13 protein-coding genes and 2 pseudogenes are annotated in these 14909 nt (G+C 69.9%); 6 read left to right on the top strand and 9 right to left on the bottom strand.

What is annotated here, in order from left to right; genetic code table 11:
* Positions 1 to 13: 13 nt before the first annotated feature.
* The 5 genes and pseudogenes from AC5JOC_RS09720 to AC5JOC_RS09700 all read left to right on the top strand — a co-directional run bounded on the left by AC5JOC_RS09720 (position 14) and on the right by AC5JOC_RS09700 (position 5357).
* On the top strand, positions 14 to 238 hold the full coding sequence (locus AC5JOC_RS09720; RefSeq protein WP_494246320.1) for a hypothetical protein: 225 nt from the start codon (positions 14 to 16) through the stop codon (positions 236 to 238).
* A complete protein-coding gene (locus AC5JOC_RS09715) occupies positions 235 to 2226 on the top strand; it encodes a DUF2264 domain-containing protein (protein WP_494246319.1) in 1992 nt (663 codons plus the stop codon). Before AC5JOC_RS09720 ends, AC5JOC_RS09715 begins: the two co-directional genes overlap by 4 nt.
* A gap of 27 nt (positions 2227 to 2253) precedes the next feature.
* Complete coding sequence (locus AC5JOC_RS09710; protein ID WP_494246318.1) at positions 2254 to 4440, top strand: alpha-galactosidase; 2187 nt, start codon at positions 2254 to 2256, stop codon at positions 4438 to 4440.
* Between the two features lie 9 nt (positions 4441 to 4449).
* A pseudogene (locus tag AC5JOC_RS09705) lies at positions 4450 to 4773 on the top strand (PhzF family phenazine biosynthesis protein); the annotation flags it as partial.
* 95 nt (positions 4774 to 4868) lie between these two features.
* Positions 4869 to 5357 (top strand): PhzF family phenazine biosynthesis protein, encoded by a 489-nt coding sequence (locus AC5JOC_RS09700; RefSeq protein ID WP_494246317.1) that lies wholly within the window; start codon positions 4869 to 4871, stop codon positions 5355 to 5357.
* Here the strand turns inward: AC5JOC_RS09700 and AC5JOC_RS09695 are convergent.
* The 4 genes and pseudogenes from AC5JOC_RS09695 to AC5JOC_RS09680 form a co-directional block, all read right to left on the bottom strand.
* Entirely contained in the window at positions 5323 to 6108 is a 786-nt protein-coding gene (locus AC5JOC_RS09695; RefSeq protein ID WP_137242630.1) for an ABC transporter ATP-binding protein, read from the bottom strand. The genes AC5JOC_RS09700 and AC5JOC_RS09695 overlap by 35 nt on opposite strands.
* 13 nt (positions 6109 to 6121) lie before the next feature.
* Positions 6122 to 7183 (bottom strand): annotated as a pseudogene (locus AC5JOC_RS09690) (FecCD family ABC transporter permease); the annotation flags it as partial.
* Between the two features lie 29 nt (positions 7184 to 7212).
* Positions 7213 to 8256, bottom strand: coding sequence for an ABC transporter substrate-binding protein (locus tag AC5JOC_RS09685; RefSeq protein ID WP_411557538.1), 1044 nt, complete (start codon positions 8254 to 8256; stop codon positions 7213 to 7215).
* A 149-nt stretch (positions 8257 to 8405) separates the two neighbouring features.
* Positions 8406 to 9020: a nucleoside/nucleotide kinase family protein gene (locus AC5JOC_RS09680; RefSeq protein WP_411557537.1), complete on the bottom strand. Its 615-nt coding sequence runs from the start codon at positions 9018 to 9020 to the stop codon at positions 8406 to 8408.
* Positions 9021 to 9088: 68 nt separating this feature from the next.
* Here AC5JOC_RS09680 and AC5JOC_RS09675 point away from each other — a divergent pair, with 68 nt between their 5' ends.
* Complete coding sequence (locus AC5JOC_RS09675; protein ID WP_411557536.1) at positions 9089 to 9817, top strand: potassium channel family protein; 729 nt, start codon at positions 9089 to 9091, stop codon at positions 9815 to 9817.
* A 444-nt stretch (positions 9818 to 10261) separates the two neighbouring features.
* On the opposite strand, the gene AC5JOC_RS09670 is transcribed toward AC5JOC_RS09675, so the two are convergent.
* From AC5JOC_RS09670 to AC5JOC_RS09650, 5 genes are all read right to left on the bottom strand, one after another.
* Positions 10262 to 10702, bottom strand: a complete 441-nt coding sequence (locus AC5JOC_RS09670) for a hypothetical protein (protein WP_159877064.1) — start codon at positions 10700 to 10702, stop codon at positions 10262 to 10264.
* Positions 10703 to 11680: 978 nt separating this feature from the next.
* The gene (locus tag AC5JOC_RS09665; protein WP_494246316.1) at positions 11681 to 12343 is read right to left on the bottom strand and encodes a response regulator; all 663 of its coding nucleotides are present in this window, start codon (positions 12341 to 12343) and stop codon (positions 11681 to 11683) included.
* The gene (locus AC5JOC_RS09660; RefSeq protein WP_494246315.1) at positions 12340 to 13611 is read right to left on the bottom strand and encodes a sensor histidine kinase; all 1272 of its coding nucleotides are present in this window, start codon (positions 13609 to 13611) and stop codon (positions 12340 to 12342) included. The genes AC5JOC_RS09665 and AC5JOC_RS09660 overlap by 4 nt, the downstream gene beginning before the upstream one ends.
* Positions 13612 to 13679: 68 nt before the next feature.
* Positions 13680 to 14723 (bottom strand): serine hydrolase domain-containing protein, encoded by a 1044-nt coding sequence (locus AC5JOC_RS09655; RefSeq protein ID WP_494246314.1) that lies wholly within the window; start codon positions 14721 to 14723, stop codon positions 13680 to 13682.
* On the bottom strand, positions 14659 to 14907 hold the full coding sequence (locus AC5JOC_RS09650; RefSeq protein ID WP_494246313.1) for a hypothetical protein: 249 nt from the start codon (positions 14905 to 14907) through the stop codon (positions 14659 to 14661). The genes AC5JOC_RS09655 and AC5JOC_RS09650 overlap by 65 nt, the downstream gene beginning before the upstream one ends.
* Between the last annotated feature and the right edge of the window lie 2 nt (positions 14908 to 14909).

Genomic DNA, 14909 nt, shown 5'->3' with positions numbered 1-14909 from the left:
TCGACGGGCGACGGTGATCCTGGTCGGCGACGCCCGCCTGGACACCGACCCCGCGTTCGAGGTGGCGGTGGACCGGATCGACATCGACGACCCGAAGCTCCACGAGGTCTGGGGGTCGGCCGTCTTCCGCATCCGGCTCGTGCAGCGCGCCGCCGCGACGAGCGGGTCACACACGCTGCGGGTGCGCCGCGCGGAACAGTACCCGGAACCGGGAGCACCGATGGAGGCCCGACGATGACGCCCGACCCGCTCCCGCCGTTCCGTCTACCGGCCGCGGACCCCGTCGCCGCACCCTTCACCGGGTGGACGCGGGCGCACTGGGAGGCCACGGCCGACCGGTGGCTGGCGGAGGTCCGCCGGTTCGAGAGCCCGCTCGGCGGCATCCCTCGGCTGCCCGGTCGGGTCACCCGCGACGGTGTCGCACGCGAGGGCATGGAGGCGGTCGGTCGTTCCTTCCTCCTCGCCGCACCACGGATCGCCGGCGGTGGCGACGGCCCTGGTGCCGGCGATGGTGACGGGGTCGAGGACCTCGTCGCCTGGTACAGCCGGGCACTCCTCGCCGGTACGGCCCCGGACGGTCCGGAGTCCTGGCCGCTGGGCGTGACGTGTCGGGCCCCCGGCACGGGCGTCACCAACTCGATCGTGGAGGCGGCGAACATCGCGTTCGGCCTGTACGTCAGTCGCGACCGGCTGTGGGCGGGGCTCACCCGGAAGGAGCAGGTGCAGATCGCCGACTGGCTGCGCCACCATGCGCGCCTCGAGGTCTGGCACAACAACTGGCAGCTCTTCCCGGCGATGGCGGAGGCGTTCCTCCGCTCGGTCGACGAGGACGTCACCGGGCTGAACGGCACGAGGAACGTCGCCCGCGTGGAGTCGTGGCACCTGGAGCAGGGCTGGTACACCGACGGTCCGGAACACGCGATCGACTACTACAACGCGTGGGCGATCCACCCCTACCTCTGGGCCTGGTACCGCATGACCGACCGCACGGGCACGGCCGACGGCTCACGGCATCTGGAACGGCTGCACGACTTCACCGGCTCCTTCGCGCGCATGGTCGCACCCGACGGGTCGATGGTGCACGTCGGCCGCTCGCTGAGCTATCGGACGGCCGCCCTCGCCGCGCTCTGGTGCGCCGAGCTCTCGGGGGTGAACCCGTTGAGTCCCGGCGCGACGCGTCGCCTGGCCTCCGGGGTGGTCTCGGGGTTCGTCCGGCACGGCGTCGGCGTCGACGGCCCGCTGAGTCTCGGTTGGTACGGGCCGTGGGAGCCCACCGCGCAGAGCTACAGCGGCTTCGGCTCGCCCTATCTCGCGGGCATCGGGTTCCTCGGGCTCGCCATCGACCGCGACGACCCGGTGTGGACCGCTCCGGAACGCCCGCAGCCGACCGACGGACCGCCGGAGACCACCGTGCTGCCGGCGGTCGGATGGATCCTGCGCTCGCAGCGGGACGGTGTCGTGACGCTCGCCAACCACGGCAGCGACCACTGCGAGATCCCCGTCGAGCCCGCTCGCGCCGACGCGGACGATCCGCACTACGCCAAGTTCGGGTACTCCTCGCACACGGCCCCGGGGACGGGCGCGGCGTGGGACGAGAACGTCGACGGCCATCTCGCGCTGCTCGACGAGGACGGGCGGGCGAGTCGACGCGCCGCGATCCGCGGGATGCGGACCGTCGGCGAGGTCTCCGGCTCGGTGCACCTCCCACAGCTCGACGGCCGGGTGTGGCCGGGCTGCGCCGTCACCACGGTCAGCATCGTCCACGGTGATCAGGAGCTCCGCGCGCACCTCGTCGAGTCGACTCGCGCGTGGGCCGTCCGCGAGGGCGGTGCGGCCGTCGCCGACGACGCGGTCCTGCGCACCGTGGTCGATCCCGCCGGGGCCGCGCCGCGGGCCACGGTGGTCGGTCGTGACGGGCTCGCAGCGACCATCGTCGGGCTGCACGGTTGGGACCGCGCGGAGGCCGTCGCCTACCGCGACGCCAACGCGTTCGGTCCCCACTCGGCGGTCCCGGCGCTGTACGCCGCCAGCACTCCGGGGCACACCGTCCTGGCCGCACTCCACACCCTCCGCTTCGACGACGGCGAGACACCCGACCTGCCGGTCGCGGTGGACGTGACCGGGACCCGGCTGGTCGCACGGTGGACCGACGGAACCGTGCACGACGTCGACCTCGCCACCTTCGTCCCCTGGGACGGCCAGCTCGCACGCCCGTCCGCGGACTGACCACCGCACCCCATCCGAAAGGACCCCATGTCCACCGACACCCGACAGCCCGTCGTCCACCTGCGATCGCGCGCCGTGAGCGTCGTGATCGACCTGCGCGACGGACACCTGCCGTCGATCGCGCACTGGGGAGCCGACCTCGGTCCGCTCGACGATGCGGAGCTCGCCGATGTCGTGCGCGGCGCGGAGCGGTTCGTCACGGAGAACGCCCCCGACCGCCCGACCCGCCTCGCGGTGCTGCCGGAGCAGAGCGAGGCCTGGCTCGGTCGGCCGGGCATCACCGGCAGCCGGGACGGACGCGACTGGTCGCCGCTGTTCACGATGGAGCCGGCGCAGGTGACCCCGCGCACGGTGACCGTCGACGGCGAGGACGCCGAGGCGGGCCTGGCGATCCGGATCGAGTTCGAGCTGAGCGAGGCCGGTCTCCTGCGTGTCCGCGCGACGCTCCGCAACGTCGCCGACGGCGTCTACCGGCTCGACGACCTGCATCTCGCGCTCCCGATCCCGGCTCGCGCCCGGGAGGTCCTCGACCTCGCCGGCCGGTGGGGCAAGGAGCGGACGCCGCAGCGCTCGCCGCTCCGGGTCGGCGCCTGGGTGCGCGAGGACCGCCGCGGGCGGACCGGGCCGGACGCGCCGCTCGTCCTGAACGTGGGCGTCCCCGGGTTCGGCTTCGCCACGGGCGAGGTCTGGGGCGTCCACGTGGGGTGGAGCGGCAACCAGCGACACCTCGCGGAACGGCTCTCGACCGGCGACCAGGTGATCGGGGGCGGCGAACTGCTGCTGCCCGACGAGATCCGCCTCGCCAGGGGTGACGCCTACACGAGCCCCTGGGTGTACGGCGCCTACGGGGACGGGCTCGACGCCCAGGCCGCGCTGTTCCACGAGCACCTGCGCGCGCAACCCGGCCATCCGGCACGGGACCGACCGCTCACGCTCAACGTGTGGGAGGCGGTCTACTTCGATCACGACGCCGAGGCTCTGATGCAGTTGGCCGAGGTCGCGTCCTCGCTCGGGATCGAGCGGTTCGTCCTCGACGACGGCTGGTTCCGCGGGCGACGACACGACCGCGCGGGGCTCGGCGACTGGTTCGTCGACGAGGAGGTGTGGCCGGACGGGCTGCAGCCGCTCGCCGACCGGGTCCGGAGCCTGGGGATGGAGTTCGGTCTGTGGTTCGAGCCGGAGATGGTGAACCTCGACTCCGATCTGGCCCGGGAGCACCCGGACTGGATCATGCAGACGGGCGGACGATTGCCGATCCCCGCCAGGAACCAGCAGGTCCTCGATCTCGGCCGACCAGAGGCCTTCGCCGCCGTCCTGGAACGGATGACCGCGATCCTGACCGAGGTCGACATCGCGTACATCAAGTGGGATCAGAACCGCGACCTCGTCGACGCCGGGTCGGCACCCGACGGTCGGGCCGGCGTGCATCGTCAGACGGCGGCCGTGTACCGGTTGATGGACGAACTCACGCGTCGGTTCCCGGAGCTGGAGATCGAGTCCTGCTCCTCCGGCGGCTCACGCGTCGACCTCGGCGTCCTCGAGCGCACGCACCGCGTGTGGGCCTCGGACTGCAGCGACCCGCTCGAGCGGCAGCAGATCAACCGCTGGACCGCCCAGCTGGTCCCCCTGGAGCGGCTCGGCGCCCACATCGCCTCCGGGCGCTCGCACACCACGGGCCGCTCGCACGAGCTGTCCTTCCGTGCGGCGACCGCGCTCTTCGGTCATCTCGGGGTCGAGTGGGACCTGCGGCAGGCGTCCCCGGCGGAACTGGAGGAACTGCGCGGATGGTTCGGGCTCTACCGCCGGACGCGTGACCTGTTGCACACGGGGAGGCTCGTGCGCGAGGACGTCTTCGACGACGCGCTCCAGATCACGGGTGTGGTGGCCGAGGACCGGTCGCGTGCGCTGTTCTCGCTCGCGTTCCTCAGCCGCTCGGACGTCGCGAGGATCGGGCGGTTCACCCTGCGCGGACTCGACCCGGAGCGTCGCTACCGGGTTCGGCCGTTGCGCATCGGTGAGCCGTCCGGCGGTCGCGCCGTGCCCGCCTGGTTCGGCGAGGAGGACGAGGTGGACGGCCCGCTCGCCGGGTGGACCGGAGTGGTCGCCTCCGGGGCGGTGCTGTCGCACTCGGGCCTCCAGACCCCGTCGTCCGCACCGGAACGGGCCTGGATCGTGGAGGTCTCAGCAGTCGGCGAGGACGGCGACGCGGGTTAGCATCGTCGGATGTCGACCACGCGACCTCCCGAGATCCTCCGCCTGACCGCCTTCGCCGCCGAGCCGGGCGGTGGGAACCCTGCCGGGGTCGTCCTCGACGCCTCGGCGCTGACGGACGCCGAGATGCAGGCGATCGCCACCGAGGTCGCGTATCCGGAGACGGCGTTCGTCGTCGACCCGGGTGTCGACGGCGACGACCGCCACGTGCGCATGCGCTACTTCTCCCCCGGTGCCGAGGTCCCGTTCTGCGGTCACGCGACCATCGCCACCGCCGTCGCCCTGGCTGAGCGCCGTGGCGTCGGACGCTTCACGCTGGAGACGAACGTCGGACCCCTCGTCGTCGAGACCGCATCCGACGCCGACACGACGCCGACACGAACGGCGGCACCGGCTCGATCACCGCGTCGTTCACGAGCGTCGAACCCACCGTGCGCGATCTCGACGCCGAGGTCGCCGATCGTCTGCTGTCGCTGCTCGGGCTCGAGCGTTCCGACCTCGACGAGCGGTGGCCGCTCCGCGAGTCGTTCGCCGGCAACCGGCACCCGGTCGTCGCGGTCCGCGAGCAGCAGGTCTTCGACGCCTTCACCTTCGACCCGGCCGCGCTGCGCGCGCTGATGGACGAGCAGGGCTGGGCCGGGACGGTGACGGTCGTGCACGACCACGGGATCGACGACGCCGGCCACCTGCTCGTCGAGGCCCGCAACCTCTTCCCCGTCGGCGACATCACCGAGGATCCGGCGACCGGCTCCGCAGCCGCCTCCCTCGGCGGCTACCTGCGGGCGCTCGGTCTCCTCACCCCTCCGGCTCGGATCCTCGTCCGGCAGGGCCACCACGTCGGCGCCCCCAGTCTGCTGACGGTCGACGTCCCGGCCACCGGCGGCATCACCGTGACGGGGACGGCCCAGCCGATCTCGTGAACGTGACCACCGGATACCCGCGCTCGACGTCCAGCGTCACCTCGGCCGCCACGCCGTAGACGTCCGCGATCAGCGCCGCGGTCAGCACCTCGCCCGGTGCCCCGGCAGCGACCACCCGACCGGCGCGCAGTACGACGACCGTGTCGCAGTACATCGCGGCCAGGTTGAGGTCGTGGATGGCGATCACGGTCGTGACCGGGAGCGCGCAGACGAGGTCGAGCAGTTCCAGCTGGTGTCGGATGTCGAGGTGGTTGGTCGGTTCGTCGAGGAGGAGCTCGCGCGGCTCCTGGGCGAGCGCCCGCGCGATCTGTGCCCGCTGGCGTTCGCCTCCGGACAGGGTGTGCCAGAGGCGGCCGGCCTGGTCGAGCAGGCCGACGTGGGCGAGCGCGCGGTCGACGGCGGTCTCGTCGGCTGCGGTGTCACCGCCGAGTCCCGAGCGGTGCGGGATCCGGCCGAGCCGCACGATGTCGCGCACCGTGATGTCGACGTCGGTGTCGGCGTGCTGCGTCACCGAGGCGACCGAACGCGCGATGCGCCGTCGACCGACCGACGCCAGGTCGACACCGTCGAGCGTCACGAGTCCGGCGGTCGGCTTCACGAGTCCGTGGAGCACCCGCAGGAGCGACGACTTGCCCGACCCGTTCGGCCCGAGGAGGCCGACGGTCTGTCCCGGCTCGGGGTGCAGGGTCACGCCGTCGACGACGAGCGCGCCGCCGCGGTTCCAGGACACGTGCTCTGCGTGCAGGGTCATGCCGCGCCTCCGTCCTCCGCGCCAGCAGGGCGATGAAGACCGGCACCCCGACGAGCGCGGTCCCGACGCCGACCGGCAGCGGCGTCGGCGAGAACGCGACGCGCGAGCCGGCATCCACCCAGACCATGAAGATCGCACCGATGATCGCCGTGGCCGGGATGAGCCGACCGTGACGGGGCCCGACGAGCAGGCGGGCGGCGTGGGGCAGGACGAGTCCGACGAAGCCGATCGCCCCCGCGACGCTCACCAGCGTCGCCGTGATGAGCGCCGTCGCGATGAGCAGGATCGCCCGCGTCCTCGCGACGTGGATGCCGAGCGACGCCGCGACGTCCTCACCGAAGGCGAACGCGTCGAGTGCATGGGCGTACCGCAGGCACAGGAGCGACCCGGCGACGACGACGATCGCGCAGAGCGCCACGTCGTCCCAGCGCACGCCCTCGAGCGAGCCGAGCAGCCAGAACATCACGCCGCGCGTCTCGTCCGAGTCGGCGAACGCGAAGATGATCAGCGACGTCAGTGCGGAGAAGAGTTGCGTGCTGGCGACGCCCGCCAGCACGACCCGGTCGGTCCCGCCGCCCGACAGACGGGAGAGCAGGAGCACGAGTCCGAAGGCGACGAGCGCGCCGATGAACGCGCCGCCGGAGAGGCCGATCGACGCCCCGCCGAGTCCGAGGATCCCGATCGCGACCGCACCGGTCGACGCACCGGAGGAGATGCCGAGGATGAACGGGTCGGCCAGCGGGTTGCGGAGGAGCGACTGCATGATGACGCCGCAGAGCCCGAGCCCGGCTCCGCAGGCTGCAGCGACGAAGGCCCGCGGCAGCCGCTCCTCCCACACGATCGCGTCCTTCGACAGCTTCACCGGGATGTCGGTGACGCCGAGGTGGTTCGCGACGATGTCCCGCACGTTCACGAGCAGGATGTCCGCCGGTCCGAGCGTGATCGCCACGCCGACCGAGACGAGGAGGAGGACCACGCCGGCGAGGACGAGCAGGCCGGTGATCGTCGCGCGGCGTGCGCGTGAGGCGGGTCGCCGCGCCGTGTCGCTGTTCGTCACCGTGTCGCCGCTCGTCACCGGTTCGGTGCTCGTCACCGTCTCCGGGTTCAGAGCTCGTCCTCGTGCTCGACCCACCACGCCTTGATCTTCTCGAGGCCGTCGACGAAGCGGATGGACGGGTTCAGCTCGGCGCCGTGGAGGGCGATGTACCGCTGGTTGCGCACCGCGTCCATGGTCTTCGTGAGCGGGTCGGACTCCAGGAACGCGACCTTGTCGTCGAGGCGGTCGCCGGGGAACCGGTCGCGCTGCAGGTCGCCGAGGACGAGGACCTGCGGGTCGCGGTCGACGAGGTCTTCCCAGGTGGTGGCCGGCCAGTCGTCCTCGAGCTCACCGAAGACGTTGTCGAGCCCGGTGGTCGAGGCGAGCAGCGCGGCGGATCCGAGCCCACCGCCGACGTACGGGGTCTTCGTGTCGGCGAACCAGAACGCGACCGTCGTGCCGTCGAAGTCGACACCCTCGGTCGCCTTCGCGGCCCGGGCCTGCAGGTCGGCGACGAGCGCGGCAGCACGGTCGGAGACGTCGAAGACCTCGCCCATCTCGGTGATCTCCTGGTAGAGCGCGTCGATGGTGAGCGGCGTCGTGCGCGTCCCGCCGCCGTTGATGCTCGTCCCGTTGTCGCAGTCGGTGGGCGAGAGGTAGCTGGCGACACCGGTCTCGGCGAACCGCTCGCGTGGTGCGACGCCGCCCTCGTTGAAGTGGCGGCCGAAGGACGCGGTGACGAAGTCCGGGTCGGCTCCGAGGACGACCTCGTAGGTGGGGGCGTTGTCGGCCAGGCGCGGGACGTCGGCGTTCGCGTCGGCGAGGGAGTCGAGGACGGGGTCCGTCCAGGAGGCGGTGCCGACGATGCGGTCCTCGAGCCCGAGGGACAGCAGGATCTCGGTCGAGTTCTGGTCGAGGGAGACGACCCGCTGGGGTGCGGCGTCGATCGTGACCTCGGTGCCGCAGTTGTCGAGCGTGAGCGGGTAGTCGGTCGCGCCCTGCCCGGCGGCGGCGGTCGATTCGGGCTCGACCGCTTCGGACGCGCCGCAGGCGGACAGTCCGACGGCGAGCGCCGCGGCGAGGACGAGGCTGATGGCGGCGCGCTGGTGCACGTCGTCTCCTTCATTCGAGGGCGTGGGACCTAGGAAGGATAGCCTTACCTGACCGGGCGCGCGAATCGTCGACCGGTCACCGCCGATCGACTCATCGGACGGCCGCGCGCACCGAGCGACCGTCGACAACCTGAAATAGGGGTCTGCTGTCAGCTGGTCTGCGGCAGTCGGGATTCGAGCGCATCGAGCAGGTCAACGTCGTAGCGGTCGTCGGGCTGCAGCGCTGGCACGAGATCTGCCACCCCCGTTGGCGGTAGCTCCCAGACCACGCTCCCGGGACGGAGAGAGTCAAGCGTGCGATACCACTCCTCGAGGGGGCCGCGTAGCCGGACATGCAGCTCGAAGGCGCGCCGGGACCGTGTCGTGTCGCTGTCCTTCTGGCGCCGCAAAACGCCTTCCTCGGGCAGGGTCAGGAAGACAGCGTCAGCGATTCCGATCTGCCGCCGCCGCATCGCCTCACGGACAGCACCCAATTCAGCGAGGAAGCGCGTCGCAGAAGCTTCGCCGATGCGAGCCAGGCACCATGAGTAGTGCAGCTTGAGGGGATCGCTGTCACACAGAGCCACTCCGGCTCGGCGCTCGAGAGCGATCGCTTGCGACCAGCGATCTCCGTTCACTCCGGTCCAATACCTCGCTTGGGCCTCCGGGTCACGTCCATCAGGTTCGTTGCCCGTAGGCACGTACTCAGCGACGAACTCCGTCGCTGCCGCTCGACACCAGGTCGTCTTGCCGGCAGCACTCGGACCCTCGATCGCGACAATCACTCCACGATGTTAACCGCTCGCTCTCAACCCGTCCGGGCGAGGGCTCCTCCTCCAGATACGCTCGCCGCATGACCCAGGCACGTTGGCAGAAGCTCACTGAATGGCCCCTCGCGATCGCTGCGGTCGTCTTCCTCGCGGCGTACTCATACGAGGTGATCGCCGAACCCGGCGGAAGCGTCGCCGAGGTCATCATCGCGGCGACGTGGGTGGTCTTCGTGGCCGACTACGTCGTCAATCTGGTGCTCGCGAACCCGCGATGGCGTTGGTTCTACACGCACCTTCTCGACCTCGCGATCGTCGTTCTCCCGATGCTCCGCCCGTTGCGCCTGCTCCGGCTCGTCACGCTCCTGGCGATCCTGAACCGGACCGCCGGCGCCGCCTTCCGGGGACGGGTCATCATCTATGCCGCCGGCGCATCCACGCTCCTGGTGTACGTCGCGGGTCTTGCGGTCCTCGATGCTGAACGCGGCGGTGACGGCGCGATCCAGACACTTGGCCAAGCCCTCTGGTGGGCATTCGTCACCATCACCACCGTCGGCTACGGCGACTACTTCCCCGTGACGTACACCGGACAGCTCGTTGCCGTCGGAGTCATGATCGGCGGGATCGCCCTTATCGGTGTCGTCACTGCCACCCTTGCCTCATGGATCGTCGAACGCGTCGAGCAAAGGGAGGCCGTATCCGAAGCGATCACCAGTGCGCACATCGAAGCACTCACGACCGAGATCGCGTCGCTTCGGCAGCTCATGGAAGGGAAAGTGGGCGAGACACTTCCGGACGGCGCATCATCGAAGTAATTGCAGACCCAGTACGTTCCTTCTGAGAGCGCGAAGTATGACTAACCCAGAGCAACTTGAAGAGTGGCGCCGCCAAGCGCGCGACCCAGACCCCAGCGTCCGCTGGAACCTGACATCTCGCGAGCCCCCCCCCCCCCCAGAAGAGATCTTCGCCATGCTCGCCGCGGACGATGACTTCATGGTTGCGTCGGGTGCTCGACGAGTTGTCCGTACGTAAAGGTCTCCACGAGATCGCTGCTACGAACCCGAACGCTCGGCCCGAACTCAACGACCGAGCCCCCATCGGCTCGTTCAGTCGAAACTCGATCGACCGCTACCTCGAGCAACGCAACGCCTCGCTCGCTGGGCGACCTGAACAAAGCTGGAGGGACGCCGCGGAGATTCCACGACGCCCCTCTGAGAAGCTCAGTTACGGCAGAGACAACATTTCCAGTCCGGTGATATCTACCGCATCCCGCCACCATTGCCCAGAGAACCAGCTTCACAGCCGGCAAACGAGCCATTTGCGAATGTCACCTTGACAGTCGTCGTGAAATTGTTCGAGCAGGAAGCGAGCCCGTTCCCGACGAAGAAATCAGAGACAGACTTGACGCCGAAGAGTCCGGAGGCCGTCTTCGCAGGGATCCCCGGAATCCATGAAGTGATGAGCCCCACGACTCCCGTGTAGCCGCTGCTCGCCCCGTACTCATCGGAGAGGATTCGAGCCGAGCATGCGTTGAGCGTGACAGCATCGTACGCGGCATCAGGAGTCGCCCAGATGTCGTGTCGGGCGCCAGGATCACAGTCTTCTGCCGAGGCAGATGAAGCCACGGCGACGGGTGCAGCTACGCCAAGAGCAGCAACGAGCGCGAATCCCGCGAGCTTGCCTTTCAGAGTTGTGAACACAACATTCTCCTTTGAGTGTGAACTATTCTGACCGCTGGGACTTTTTCGTCGACCGGTACCTAAAGATCAGCTGTAGCACCAATCCCAGCAGCACCCCTATCGGAAGCCCCGGAAGCCAGCTAGAGACGAGAAGGAACGATATCCCCACGCAGACAATCACAGAAGCCGAAACAATCAAGATGTCTCGCAAAATTTGCTTCTTCTGCCAACCCATATCAGTCCATCCCGATTTTCGTCATTACTACAAAATTCATCTGCGGGGACACTTTAGGCTTAGTCCCCAAGTCGCATTCTCGCAACCGCTCAACCTCCTCGATCATTCAACACCGGCCCCAAAGATCGGCGACCTGGCGCGGAAGATAGCAATATCCTGAGAGTTTGCCAATAAAGGCAATATTATGCTTTTGGATGAACATGCAGTGCTGTCCTGCTCGTTCCACAGGACAGCAAGTGGTCAGCCATGGAGCCTGGCCAGTCGTTGGAGAGCACTCAACACGAACCAACATCGGCGCTCCCTAGGCTCAGACCGGTCCGCGACCCGTCACCGCACTCTATCGGCGACGTCGACGCGTGCGGCGTCACGATGTGTCGACCGGTGTCCGTGTGCGGCCAACGCACCTTGTGGAGCAAGACGATCGGTGTCGCCACCGATAGAGCGCGGCGCCCGAGCACGTCCCGACGACCACCCTTGCGACGAGATCAGCCGGGCATCAGCACGACGAGACAGTCCCCCGCGTGCCCGATGGCCCCCAGGGCTTCCGGCGCTTCGAGCCCGCAGGCAGCGCAGTCTGCCCAGGTCGGCCCACCCACGTCCGCTCTTCGCTCCACGAGCTCCAGCAAGGAACACGTGTAACGACACGTCCGCTGGGTAGCGACAGCCATCCGGTCCCTTCGCGTCCAACATCGCATGCCGTGTAGCGCTCAAAAACACACGTAGAAGAAGAGCCAATAATATATATTATTTCGTTTGCACTCCGATTAGCGCGGGTCGACGAGCCCCGCGCGGATGCCCCAGAGCACGGCCTGCAGGCGGTCGCGCGCTCCCGTCTTCTGCAGCAGACCGGCGAGGTGGTACTTCACCGTGGTGGGTTCGACGAAGAGGCGGTCGGCGATCTCCGCGTTGGAGAGTCCCTGCGCCAGGAGGTCGAGGACCTCGAACTCGCGATCGGTGAGCGGCGACTCCGACCGGTGCCGTCGCGGCCGCGGGCGCTCGCGCCGGCGCTCCGAGAACTCGCGGAGGATGCGACGGGTGAGGCGTTGGTCGAGCGTCCCCTCCCCCGCTGCGACGGACCGGATCGCGGCGAGCAGCGTCGCCTCGTCGGCGCCCTTCAGCAGGAAGCCGGCCGCACCGGCCTCGAGGGCGGCGAACACGTCCGCGTCGACGTCGAAGGTCGTCAGGATGAGGACGTCGGCGTCGAGATCCGGATCCGCCGTGATCGTGCGGGTCGCCGCGATCCCGTCCGTGCCCGGCATCCGGATGTCCATGCAGATCAGGTCCGGACGCAGTTCCTTCGCCAACCGCACCGCGTCGGCACCGTCGATCGCCTCACCGACGACCTCGATGTCGGGCTCGGCGCCGAGGATCACCGAGAGGCCGGCGCGGACGACCGCCTGGTCGTCGGCGATGAGGAGGCGGATCATGCGTCACTCCGATGCTGGTCGGGACCCTGCTGGTCGGGACGGTGTTCGTCGGGGATGGTCAGGCGGTTGCGCCACCCGCCCTCGTCCGTCGGCGCCGCGGTCAATCGCGCTCCGATGAGCTCCGCACGCTCGCGCATGCCCCAGAGGCCGTAGCCGTCGCGCGACGGCGAAGCAGGCCGCTGCGACGACGCCGCGTTCGTCACGATGAGCTCGATCGCGTCCACCTCGAACCGCACCGCCACGCGGCAGACGGCTCCGGGCGCGTGCCGGGCGGCGTTCGCCAGCGACTCCTGGACGGTCCGGTACGCGGCCGTCTCCGCGAGCGGCCCCAGCACACGAGGCTCACCGGTCACGGTGTAGGCGACGTGCTGCCCCCGCGACCGCGCCGCCTCGACGAGTTCCGGGATCGCCGCGATCGTCGGAGTGGTCGCCGGGCCGAGGGTCGATCCGTCTCCGCCGCCCTGGGCGTCCGCGTCGTCGCTGCGCAGCAGGCCGACCGTCCGCCGCAGGTCCACGAGCGTCGTGCGGGCATCGGACTGCACCGTCTGGAGCATCTCCCGAGCGCGTTCCGGGTCGCGCTCGACCAGAGCGCTGGCCGCCTGCGCACTGACGATGATCCCCGACAGGTGGTGTCCGGCGATGTCGTGCAGCTCCCGCGCGAGGGCGGTGCGCTCAGCGCGGAGGTCGTTCTGCACGCTGATCCGACGCTCGTTCTCGGCCATGCGCGCCTGGTCCTCGATCGCCGACAGCAGGCGCTCGCGACCCCTGGCGTACTCGGCGACACCGGCCGGGAGCACGTACTGCAACACGATGCGCGCGACGGCCGCGAACACGAGGATGAGCGGCTCCTCGGACGACCCGAAGGCCATCGCGATGCCGCCGACCACCGTCGTCGCGACCGCACCGGCCACCAGCGCGCGGATGACCGTCCGCCGCTCCGCGCGACGAGCGAGCGCGTAGGTGGCGAGGATCACGCCGAACGAGCCGATCCCGAGTTCGCCACCACTGGACCCGAGGACCACGAGGTCGAGGAGGACCGCCACGCCGAACACCGCGACAGGGTGCCGACGCCGGAAGAGCAGGGCGATGGCCTGGAGCACGACCAGCCCCGCGTGCGCCCACGGCGACACCTGACCCGGCACGGCGTGCAGCTCGTCGACCCACGGGACGACCCCGAGGTACCCCACCGCACCGGCGAGGACCAGGACCGGCGGGAGCGCCGAGCGCAGACGGGCCGCGAGCGGGGCGGGCCGTGCGGGAGAGGTCATGGGTCGAGTCAACCACGCCGAGCGCCGACCCCGGTGGGGGCCGGCGCTCGGCGTCCGGTGGGAAGCGATCATCGCTCGCAGAGGGTCGCGTCGAGGGCGTCGACGACGATCCGGTACTGCTTCATCAACCGCTCGTTGTCGTCGGGCGAGACGACCGCCCACGGCAGCGAGGTGACGGCGATGGTGACGGCCGTGCCGTCGGGACCGACCGCGTTGCGCGTCTGGGTTCCGGGGATGTCGCCGCCATGGCCCCAGGCCACGCCGCCGCAGCTCAGCGGGTAGCTCTGCAGGCCCAGCCCGTAGCCCGCTCCCGGCCACAGCTCGTCGCCGGCCGGAACCGTGGTCTGCATCTCGGCGAGGGTCTCCTCGTTCAGGAGTTCACCGTCGAGCAGGGCCTTCATGAAGACGTTGAGCTCGTGCGGCGTCGAGACGAGCGCACCGGCGGACCAGGCGAACGAGGTGTCGAGGGCCGTGATGTCCAGGAGGTCGCCGACGGTCTTCGCGTGGTACCCGTGCGGGTGCTCACCGCGCAGCTCGCGTTCGCCCGGCGCCGGGAAGTAGGTGTGCTCGAGGTCGAGCGGCTTGACGATGCGCTCGTCGATCTGCTGGGCGAGCGCCCGGTCGGTGACACTCTCGACCATGAGCCCCAGCACGAGGTAGTTCGTGTTGCTGTACGCCCACCGCTCCCCCGGCGCGAACACGGCCGGCTTGGCGAGGGCGATGTCGAGCATGTCGCGGGGCGAGGTGTACCGCTCCTGTGCCGCGAACGCGTCGGCGGCGATCTGGTCGGCGTACTCGGGGAGTCCCGCCGTGTGCTGGAGCAGCTGACGGACCGAGATGCGGGTGCCGTCGATGCCGTCGCCGGTGATGAGCCCAGGGAGGTAGGTGTCGATCGGGGCGTCGAGCGCGACCTTCCCCTCCTGGACGAGCTGCAGGACGACGGTCGAGACGAACATCTTCGTGTTGCTCGCGATCCGCACCTCGCCGTCGACCGGGGCCGGCTCGTCGGTCGCGAGGTCGCCGATGCCGGCCGCGACGTCGATCGCCTCACCGTCCGGCCCGATCACCGAGGCGAGCGCCGCGGGGTAGCCGGCGTCGACGAGCGACTGCATCCGGTCCTGCAGCGGGCCCGGATTCGGAGCCGGTGCCGGCGGTCTGCTCCGTGGCGCTGGAGCAGGCGCTGAGGGAGACGGTTCCGGCGAGCAGCGCGGCGGCGGCCGAGACGGCGATGATCGTGCGGTGACGGGTCTGGTGCTGCGTCTTGGTCTGAGTGTGGGTCTGGGTCTGGTCGTTCATGT

It is taken from the genome of Plantibacter sp., assembly GCF_059073635.1.
Note: the sequence above shows the minus strand (reverse complement) of the source record. Positions and strands in the feature narration are given on the sequence as shown.

What these genes read in the sequence shown, in the direction of transcription:
- AC5JOC_RS09715 (WP_494246319.1), top strand. Translation starts at nt 235, where the DNA reads ATGACGCCCGACCCGCTCCCGCCGTTCCGTCTACCGGCCGCGGACCCC.
- AC5JOC_RS09710 (WP_494246318.1), top strand. Translation starts at nt 2,254, where the DNA reads ATGTCCACCGACACCCGACAGCCCGTCGTCCACCTGCGATCGCGCGCC.
- AC5JOC_RS09695 (WP_137242630.1), bottom strand. Translation starts at nt 6,108, where the DNA reads ATGACCCTGCACGCAGAGCACGTGTCCTGGAACCGCGGCGGCGCGCTC.
- AC5JOC_RS09675 (WP_411557536.1), top strand. Translation starts at nt 9,089, where the DNA reads ATGACCCAGGCACGTTGGCAGAAGCTCACTGAATGGCCCCTCGCGATC.
- AC5JOC_RS09665 (WP_494246316.1), bottom strand. Translation starts at nt 12,343, where the DNA reads ATGATCCGCCTCCTCATCGCCGACGACCAGGCGGTCGTCCGCGCCGGC.
- AC5JOC_RS09660 (WP_494246315.1), bottom strand. Translation starts at nt 13,611, where the DNA reads ATGACCTCTCCCGCACGGCCCGCCCCGCTCGCGGCCCGTCTGCGCTCG.
- AC5JOC_RS09655 (WP_494246314.1), bottom strand. Translation starts at nt 14,723, where the DNA reads ATGCAGTCGCTCGTCGACGCCGGCTACCCCGCGGCGCTCGCCTCGGTG.
- AC5JOC_RS09650 (WP_494246313.1), bottom strand. Translation starts at nt 14,907, where the DNA reads ATGAACGACCAGACCCAGACCCACACTCAGACCAAGACGCAGCACCAG.